The organism is Caldimonas sp. (assembly GCF_046289365.1).
Classification (GTDB): domain Bacteria; phylum Pseudomonadota; class Gammaproteobacteria; order Burkholderiales; family Burkholderiaceae_C; genus Caldimonas.
Map to the genome: position 1 here is coordinate 1 of NZ_JBKBVU010000142.1, position 7,766 is coordinate 7,766.

Sequence of the window (7,766 nt, forward strand, 5' to 3'; positions counted from 1 at the left end):
GCCGCGGCCCAGGCTCCGGCGCCGGTCCCCGCACAGCCCCCTGCACCGGCCCCGGGGCCCACGCCGGCCCCGGCCGAGCCCAGCCTGATCGACGACCTGCTGGCCAATCCGCTCACGCTGCCTCTGGCCGGCGGCTTGGTGGCCCTGCTCGTGGGCCTGGGCGTCTACCGTCTGCGCTCGCGGACCAAGAAGGACAGCGGGGAGACCTCCTTCCTCGAAAGCCGCCTGCAGCCTGACTCCTTCTTCGGCGCCAGTGGCGGCCAGCGAGTGGACACCAAGGATGCCACCGGGGCGCCTTCGTCGCTGAGTTATTCGCTCAGCCAGCTCGATGCCATCGGCGACGTCGACCCGGTGGCCGAGGCCGATGTCTACCTGGCCTACGGCCGTGACCTGCAGGCCGAGGAGATCCTCAAGGAAGCCATGCGTGCCAACCCTGAGCGCCTGGCCATCCGCACCAAGCTGCTCGAGGTCTATGCCAAGCGTCGCGACGCCAAGGGCTTCGAACTGCTGGCCACCCAGTTGTATGGCTTGACCGGCGGCCAGGGCGAGGACTGGGCCCGCGCCCAGGAACTGGGCCGCCAGATCGACCCTGACAACGCGCTGTACCAACCGGGCGGCGCGCCACCGGATGCCGTCAAGCTGCCCGAAGGGGGCTATGAGCCGCTGGGGGCGAGCACGATGCCCCAGTCGGTGATGCCCACGCCGTCGACCTATGCCGAGGCGTCCAAGGCCCAGGCCAATGTCGATCTCGATCTGGACCTGCCCTTGGGCGACGAACCCGCGCCCAGCAGTTTCAATTCCGAGTCGACCCAGCCGCTGGCTGCCGTTGCGGCCGTGTCTGAGCGGGCCCAGGCCGGATCCCCAGATCCCGAAGTCCCGCCTGCCCGGGAGGTTGCATCCGAGATGGACATGGCCTTCGAGCTGCCGGAACTGCCCGAGGTGGCGCCCGCCCAGCCCGCCGCCCGCGCCGATGCACCCAATTCGCGCTCGATGGATTTCGACCTGGGTGAGTTGTCGCTCGACCTGGGCCCGACCCCATCGCCCGAGACGGGCCCTGGGGCCGCTGACGAACTGGCCGGGCTGGATCTTGGCGACGGAGAGACCTCCGGCGATCCGATGGAGCGCAAGCTGGAGCTGGCCGAGGAGTTCCGCCAGATCGGTGACCGCGAAGGGGCTCGCGAACTCCTGCAGGAGGTCGTGTCCAAGTCCAGTGGGGCGCTCAAGGCCAAGGCCCAGAGCATGCTCGCTGAACTGGCCTGAACACAGCATGCCCGTCACGGGCCAGGGGGCGCGGGTCGCCACCTGGCCCGTTGCCTTTCCGAGACCCTGAGCAACCGACCTGGGAACGCTTGCCGTGAGGATCGCACTGGGTGTCAGCTACCGAGGCACGGCCTACCTGGGCTGGCAGAGTCAACCCGGCGGGCGCACGGTGCAGGACCACCTCGAGCAGGCGCTGACGCGCTTTGCCGATGCCCCGGTGCGGGTGGTCTGTGCCGGGCGGACCGACGCCGGCGTGCACGGACTCAACCAGGTCGTCCACTTCGACACCGATCGCCGGCGCGAGCCCTTTTCCTGGGTGCGCGGCACCAACACTTTTCTGCCCCACGACATCGCCGTGCAGTGGTGCTGCCCCGTCCCGGACGACTTCCACGCCCGCAACAGCGCTCGGTCGCGCCGCTATGCCTACGTGCTGCGCGAATCGCCAGTGCGCCCGGCCCTGGACTGCGGCCTGGTGGGCTGGGTCTTCCGTCCGCTGGACGCACAGGCGATGCGCCGTGCCGCCGCCCACCTGCTGGGCCGGCACGACTTCAGTGCCTTTCGATCGTCGGAGTGTCAGGCCCGCAGTCCGGTCAAACATCTCACCGAGCTCTCGATTGAGCGGCATGGGGCCTACTGGCGCTTCGAATTCGAGGCCGATGCCTTCTTGCACCACATGGTGCGCAACCTGATGGGATGCCTGATCGCGGTTGGCGCCGGGACCCGCGAGCCGGACTGGGTGGCACGGGTGCTGGCCGGCCGTGACCGCACGTTGGCTGCCCCCACCTTTGCGCCGGATGGCCTGTACTTCCTCGGGCCCCGCTACGATGCGCATCTGGGGCTGCCGGTGCACACGGCGGCCCATGACTGGCTGCCCGGTCCGGCGGCTACGGAGGGTCCGAGATGACCATGCCTGCCCAACGCACCCGCATCAAGATCTGTGGTCTCACGCGCCAGGCCGATGTCGAGGCGGCGGTGGCCGCCGGGGCCGACGCCATCGGCCTGGTGTTCTATGACCGCAGCCCGCGCCATGTCAGCCTGGAGCAGGCCGTGACGCTGGTGCGCCGGCTGCCACCGTTCGTCACGCCGGTGGGCTTGTTCGTGAACGCGGCGGCCGACGAGGTACGCCGGGCCTGCGAGGCCATTCCGCAACTGGTGCTGCAGTTCCATGGTGACGAAACACCGCAGGACTGCGAGGCTGCCGGCCGACCCTATCTGCGCGCCGCCCGCATGGCGCCCGGCTTCGATTTGCTACACTTTGCGCAGCGTTTTGCCACCGCCCAGGCCGTGCTGCTGGATGCGCACGTCGAAGGTTACGGTGGCGGTGGAAAGGTCTTCGATTGGTCACTCATTCCCCCCGGCGTGCCCTGTCCGGTCGTTTTGTCTGGTGGGTTGAATCCTGCAAACGTGACCGATGGGGTGCTTCAGGTCCGGCCCTGGGCCGTTGACGTGAGTTCCGGCGTCGAATCCGCCAAGGGCATCAAGGATGCCGCGGCGATGCGCCGGTTCTGCGAGGCGGTTCGCGAAGCCGATGCGCGTATCGCAGCCGCCATCGCCTGACCCCGTTCACCTGAAGCCATGTTGAACTACCAGCAACCCGATGCCCGGGGGCATTTCGGCCCGTATGGCGGCTCTTTCGTCGCCGAAACCCTCACCCATGCCCTGGACGAAGTCAAGGTGGCCTACGAGCGCTACCGCCACGACCCCGAGTTCCAGGCCGAATTCCGCAGTGAACTGGCCCATTTCGTCGGCCGTCCGAGCCCTGTCTACCACGCCGCGCGCCTGAGCCGCGAGCTGGGCGGGGCGCAGATCTACCTCAAGCGCGAGGATCTCAACCACACCGGCGCCCACAAGGTGAACAACACCATCGGGCAGGCCCTGCTGGCGCGTCGCATGGGCAAGCCGCGTGTGATCGCCGAGACGGGCGCGGGCCAGCATGGCGTGGCCACCGCGACGATTTGCGCGCGCTATGGCATGGAGTGCGTGGTCTACATGGGCAGCGAGGACGTGAAGCGCCAGTCGCCCAATGTCTACCGCATGCACCTGCTGGGCGCGACCGTGGTGCCGGTGGAAAGCGGTTCGCGCACCCTGAAGGATGCGCTCAACGAAGCCCTGCGCGACTGGGTCACCCACGTGGAGAACACCTTCTACATCATCGGCACGGTGGCCGGCCCCGCGCCTTACCCTGCGATGGTGCGCGACTTCCAGAGCGTGATCGGCGAGGAATGCCTCGTGCAGATGCCCGAGATGACGGGCCGCCAGCCCGATGCCGTGATCGCCTGCGTGGGCGGCGGCAGCAATGCCATGGGCATCTTCTACCCCTACATCCCGCACGAGTCGGTGCGCCTGATCGGCGTCGAGGCGGCCGGGGAGGGGCTGGACACCGGCAAGCATGCGGCGTCGCTGAGTGCCGGCTCGCCGGGCGTGCTGCACGGCAACCGCACCTACCTGCTGCAAGACGACAACGGGCAGATCATCGAGACCCACTCGATCTCGGCCGGCCTGGATTATCCGGGCGTGGGCCCCGAGCATGCCTACCTGAAGGACATCGGCCGCGCCGAGTACGTGGGCGTGACCGACAAGGAGGCGCTCGACGCCTTTCACCGCCTGTGTCGCACCGAGGGCATCATTCCGGCGCTGGAATCCAGCCACGCGGTGGCCTATGCGATGCAACTGGCCCCTACGATGCGCCCGGACCAGACCTTGCTCGTGAATCTGTCGGGCCGTGGCGACAAGGACATCGGCACGGTGGCCGACCTCTCGGGCGCCGAGTTCTATTGCCGTCCGTCCTGCCGGGGCCAGAGCGTCAAGGGTGGCGACGCCCAGGCGATGAAGGGGCCGAAATGAGCCGCATCGCTGCCACTTTCGCCCGCCTGCGCGAGCAGGGCCGCAAGGCCCTCATCCCCTACGTCACCGCCGGCGACCCCTATGCCGACGTCACACCCGAGCTGATGCTGGCCCTGGCCGACGCCGGGGCCGACGTGATCGAACTGGGCGTGCCGTTTTCCGACCCGATGGCCGACGGCCCGGTGATCCAGAAGGCTGCCGAGCGGGCCCTGGCCCGCGGGATCGGCCTGCCCCAGGTGTTCGACCAGGTCCGGGCCTTCCGTGTGAGCAACACGACCACCCCGGTGGTCTTGATGGGCTATGCCAACCCGATCGAACGCTATGACCAGCGCCACGGCGAAGGGGCCTTCGTGCAGGCTGCGCGTGAGGCTGGTGTCGATGGCGTGCTGGTGGTCGACTACCCGCCCGAGGAATGCGAGGCTTTTGCCGCCACGCTGAAATCCCAGGGCCTGGACCCGATCTTCCTGCTGGCCCCGACCTCCACCGCCGAGCGCATGCAGCAGGTCGGGCGGGTCGCCAGCGGCTACGTGTACTATGTGTCCCTGAAAGGCGTGACCGGTGCCGGGCACCTGGACACGGCGGCGGTGGCGCAGATGCTGCCCCGTATCCGCGAGCATGTCTCGGTGCCGGTGGGCGTGGGGTTTGGCATCCGCGATGCCGACACTGCCCGGGCCGTGGCGGCCGTCTCCGATGCGGTGGTGATCGGCTCGCGCCTCGTGCAGTTGCTGGAAGAACAGCCGCGCGACCGCGTGGTGGCGGCCGGGCGCGAGTTCATCGCGCAGATCCGTGCCGCCCTTGACAGCCTGGAAGGAGTTCATCGATGAGTTGGCTTGAAAAACTGCTGCCCCCGAAAATCCAGCAGACCGACCCGGCCGAGCGCCGTTCGGTGCCGGAAGGGCTGTGGATCAAGTGCCCGTCGTGCGAAACGGTGCTGTACAAGACCGACCTGGAGCACAACCACTACGTCTGCCCCAAGTGCGCGCACCATCACCGCATCAACGCGCGCGCACGGCTGGACAAATTCCTCGACGCCGAGGGCCGCTACGAGATCGGCCAGGAGGTCATCCCGGTCGATGCACTGAAGTTCCGCGACAGCAAGAAATACCCCGACCGCCTGAAGGATGCGCTGGAGACCACAGGCGAGACCGACGCGCTCGTCGTGATGGGCGGTGCCGTGCTGAGCATGCCCGTGGTGGCCGCCTGTTTCGAATTCGACTTCATGGGCGGCTCCATGGGCTCGGTGGTGGGTGAGCGCTTCGTGCGTGGCGTCGAGACCGCGCTGGAACAAAAGACACCGTTCATCTGCTTCACCGCCACCGGAGGGGCACGCATGCAGGAAGGCCTGCTCAGCCTGATGCAGATGGCCAAGACCAACGCGGCGCTCACCCGCCTGGCCAAGGCCAAGCTGCCCTACATCAGTGTGCTGACCGACCCGACCATGGGCGGCGTGTCGGCCAGCTTCGCCTTCGTGGGCGACGTGGTGATTGCCGAGCCCAAGGCTCTGATCGGCTTTGCCGGCCCGCGGGTCATCGAGAACACCGTGCGCGAGAAGCTGCCCGAGGGCTTCCAGCGCTCAGAGTTCCTGATGCAGAAGGGGGCGCTGGACATGATCGTCGACCGGCGCGAGCTGCGGCCCACGGTGGCCCGCCTGCTGGCCATGCTGCAGCGCCAGCCGGCCGACGCGGTGGCCTGATCGTTTCCATCCGCGCTTGCGGGGCCGGCTTCGCGCCGGCCCTTGGCGGTGCCCCCCCGCATTGACACCGAGGCCGTCCCGGCGACCGCCGGCGGCTTACCATCGCTCCATGAGTTCTCCCAAAACCCTGGCCGACTGGCTGGCGCACTGCGAGCGCCTGCACCCCAGCACGATCGATCTCACGCTCGAGCGGGTCCAGGCCGTGGCTGCCCGACTGGACCTGCACTTCGACTGCCCGGTGGTGACGGTCGCCGGCACCAATGGCAAGGGCTCCACCTGCGCGATGCTGGAGGCCATCGCGCTGCAAGCGGGCTACCGCACTGGCGTCTACACCTCGCCCCATCTCGTGCATTTCGAGGAGCGCTGCCGCATCCGCGGCGAGGTGGTGGCCGCCGAGGCCCTGCTGCCGCATTTCGAGGCGGTGGAAGCCGCCCGCGAAGGGCAGGGCTTGACCTACTTTGAGTTCACCACCCTGGCGATCCTGCGGCTGCTGTCACAGTCGGGGCTGGACCTGGTGGTGCTCGAAGTGGGCCTGGGCGGGCGCCTGGACGCGGTCAACGTGATCGATGCCGACTGTGCCGTCATCACCAGCATCGACCTGGACCACATGGACTACCTGGGGCCCGACCGCGAGAGTATCGGGCGCGAGAAGGCGGGCATCATGCGCGCCGGGCGCCCGGTGGTCGTCAGCGACCCGATGCCGCCGCACAGCGTGATCGAGCGGGCCCAGGCGCTGGGCGCCGACCTGCACCTGTTCGGGCGGGACTTCCGCTACAGCGGCGACCGCCAGCAATGGAACTGGTCGGGCCGGCACCGTCGCTACAACGCGATGGCCTACCCGGCGCTGCGAGGCGCCAACCAGTTGCTCAACGCCTCCGGGGTGCTGGCGGCCTTCGAGACGCTGCACGAGCGCCTGCCCATCAATGCCCAGGCCGTGCGCAATGGCCTGGCGATGGTGGAGCTGCCCGGGCGCTTCCAGATCATGCCCGGCCAGCCCACGCTGGTGCTGGATGTGGCCCACAACCCGCACGCGGTGGCCACGCTGGCCGAGAACCTCGACCAGATGGGCTTCTTCCCACGCACGCACGCCGTGTTCGGTGCTATGGCCGACAAAGACGTGAACGCCATTTTGCGGCGCATGCACGTGCTGGTCGATGCCTGGTACTTCACCGACCTGCCCACGGGCCGGGCCCTTCCGGGCGCCGACCTGCTGCGCCGCTGGCACACCCTGCCGGCGCGCACGCCGGTGCAGGCCGTCGCGTCGGTGCATGCCACGCCGCTTCAGGCCTTGCAGTGCGCGCTGTCCGCGGCGGACCCGGCTGATAGAATCGTGGTCTTCGGGTCCTTCTTCACCGTCGGGGGCGTGTTGCAGGGCGGCCTGCCCCGCCTGTCGGCCCGGCACCTGGGCTGAGGCGGCCTGGACGGCCGGCGGGCCGGCTGCAAGGCCGGCGTTCCCACATTCCGAGACGCATGGGTCTGCTCTCCTTCTTCAAGCGTGTCGCAGCCTCGGGCGAGGCCCCTGCGGCGTCGTCCCGCCCGGACGACACGGTCGAACAAGCCCGGACCCGGGCCCGGCATCGCCTCATCGGGGCCGTGGTGCTGGTGGGGGTGGCCGTGATCGGCTTCCCGATGCTGTTCGAGACCGAGCCGCGCCCGGTTCCCACCGACTTGCCGATCGAGATTCCGGCCAAGGAGACCCCCAGGGTCCGCGCGCCGGCACCCTTGCCTGCGCCGGCTGCCTCCGCGGCGCGGGCCCCGGAACCAGCGGTGATCGAAGAGCGCGCGGCCGATGCCGGCCGCGAGGTGCCGGCTCCCGAGCCTTCCGTCGCGGCTGCCCCGGCGTCAGCCCCGCCCGCGGCGCCGCGCACGGCCCCCGCGCCGAGCCCGGCACCGGCCCGCGACAAGGCCGAGGCCGAGGCCGCCAGGGACCGGGCCCCGCTCTAAGGCCATCCCTCCACACAGGCCAAAG

At 69.2% G+C, this 7,766-nt stretch carries 8 protein-coding genes; all 8 read left to right on the forward strand.

All coding sequences use genetic code 11. From position 1 onward, the window contains the following. The coding region (locus ACK42S_RS13025) for a FimV/HubP family polar landmark protein (RefSeq protein ID WP_409708159.1) at positions 1-1,260 on the forward strand (1,260 nt) is incomplete at its 5' end. Positions 1,261-1,354: 94 nt separating this feature from the next. Beyond that, entirely contained in the window at positions 1,355-2,164 is an 810-nt protein-coding gene (truA, locus tag ACK42S_RS13030; RefSeq protein ID WP_409708162.1) for a tRNA pseudouridine(38-40) synthase TruA, read from the forward strand. Continuing rightward, entirely contained in the window at positions 2,161-2,817 is a 657-nt protein-coding gene (locus ACK42S_RS13035; protein ID WP_409708165.1) for a phosphoribosylanthranilate isomerase, read from the forward strand. Before truA ends, ACK42S_RS13035 begins: the two co-directional genes overlap by 4 nt. An 18-nt stretch (positions 2,818-2,835) precedes the next feature. Then, positions 2,836-4,104 (forward strand): tryptophan synthase subunit beta, encoded by a 1,269-nt coding sequence (trpB, locus tag ACK42S_RS13040; RefSeq protein ID WP_409708167.1) that lies wholly within the window; start codon positions 2,836-2,838, stop codon positions 4,102-4,104. Next, positions 4,101-4,928, forward strand: coding sequence for a tryptophan synthase subunit alpha (gene trpA / locus ACK42S_RS13045; protein WP_409708170.1), 828 nt, complete (start codon positions 4,101-4,103; stop codon positions 4,926-4,928). The genes trpB and trpA overlap by 4 nt, the downstream gene beginning before the upstream one ends. Next, positions 4,925-5,797 carry an acetyl-CoA carboxylase, carboxyltransferase subunit beta gene (gene accD / locus ACK42S_RS13050; RefSeq protein ID WP_409708173.1) on the forward strand — a complete coding sequence of 291 codons (873 nt, stop codon included), beginning with the start codon at positions 4,925-4,927 and terminating at the stop codon, positions 5,795-5,797. Before trpA ends, accD begins: the two co-directional genes overlap by 4 nt. Before the next feature lie 109 nt (positions 5,798-5,906). Then, the gene (folC, locus tag ACK42S_RS13055) at positions 5,907-7,208 is read left to right on the forward strand and encodes a bifunctional tetrahydrofolate synthase/dihydrofolate synthase (protein WP_409708176.1); all 1,302 of its coding nucleotides are present in this window, start codon (positions 5,907-5,909) and stop codon (positions 7,206-7,208) included. Between the two features lie 59 nt (positions 7,209-7,267). Next, positions 7,268-7,741 carry a hypothetical protein gene (locus ACK42S_RS13060; RefSeq protein WP_409708179.1) on the forward strand — a complete coding sequence of 158 codons (474 nt, stop codon included), beginning with the start codon at positions 7,268-7,270 and terminating at the stop codon, positions 7,739-7,741. The last annotated feature ends 25 nt before the right edge of the window (positions 7,742-7,766 follow it).

What these genes read in the sequence shown, in the direction of transcription:
- ACK42S_RS13035 (WP_409708165.1), top strand. Translation starts at nt 2,161, where the DNA reads ATGACCATGCCTGCCCAACGCACCCGCATCAAGATCTGTGGTCTCACG.
- trpB (WP_409708167.1), top strand. Translation starts at nt 2,836, where the DNA reads ATGTTGAACTACCAGCAACCCGATGCCCGGGGGCATTTCGGCCCGTAT.
- trpA (WP_409708170.1), top strand. Translation starts at nt 4,101, where the DNA reads ATGAGCCGCATCGCTGCCACTTTCGCCCGCCTGCGCGAGCAGGGCCGC.
- accD (WP_409708173.1), top strand. Translation starts at nt 4,925, where the DNA reads ATGAGTTGGCTTGAAAAACTGCTGCCCCCGAAAATCCAGCAGACCGAC.
- folC (WP_409708176.1), top strand. Translation starts at nt 5,907, where the DNA reads ATGAGTTCTCCCAAAACCCTGGCCGACTGGCTGGCGCACTGCGAGCGC.
- ACK42S_RS13060 (WP_409708179.1), top strand. Translation starts at nt 7,268, where the DNA reads ATGGGTCTGCTCTCCTTCTTCAAGCGTGTCGCAGCCTCGGGCGAGGCC.